The 499-nt window shown below is 64.9% G+C and carries 1 protein-coding gene; it reads left to right on the top strand.

Annotated elements, in window-relative coordinates:
• The coding region (locus HMPREF2924_RS26740) for a DUF7168 domain-containing protein (protein ID WP_070700774.1) at window positions 1-499 on the top strand (499 nt) is incomplete at both ends.

The following is a 499-nucleotide window of genomic DNA, read 5'->3' as shown; positions in this document are numbered from 1 at the left end:
GCGAATGCCAAGGGGGCCACGCCGAACGAGGCGGAAACCGCATTGCGCCAGGCCGCGATCCTGAAGCGGCAGTTCGACCTCAGCGATGCGGAGATCTCGGCCCACACGGTGGAAACCGCGTGCGTTCCCACTCGAACCAGGCGCTCTCCTGCCCCATGGCTGCATGAACTGGCCGGGATCTGCGCCAGTTCCTTCGGCTGCGACTACCTGGCGGCATACGCGATGCCAGCGGGCTGGACGTTCAAGTTCATGGGCCGAGGGATCGGCCCTGAGCTGGCCGCTCACGCCTACTCTACGCTCCACCACCAACTGGTGGCGGCGCGCTCGGCTCATGTCGCTCAACAGAAGCGCTGCAAGCTGTCGACCAAGCGCCGTCGCAGCAAGCTCTTCGTCGAAGGCTGGCTTCTCGCAGTGCGTTCGCTGGTACGTGACTTTGCCGGCAGGCCGGACGAGTCGACTCAAGCAGCCATCAAGGCCTACCTCGAACTACACCATCCGG

This window comes from Pseudomonas sp. HMSC063H08, from assembly GCF_001813645.1.
GTDB classification, from domain to species: Bacteria; Pseudomonadota; Gammaproteobacteria; order Pseudomonadales; family Pseudomonadaceae; genus Pseudomonas; species Pseudomonas aeruginosa.
The sequence above is the reverse complement of the archived record's forward strand: the minus strand, read 5'-3'. Positions and strand labels throughout refer to the sequence as shown.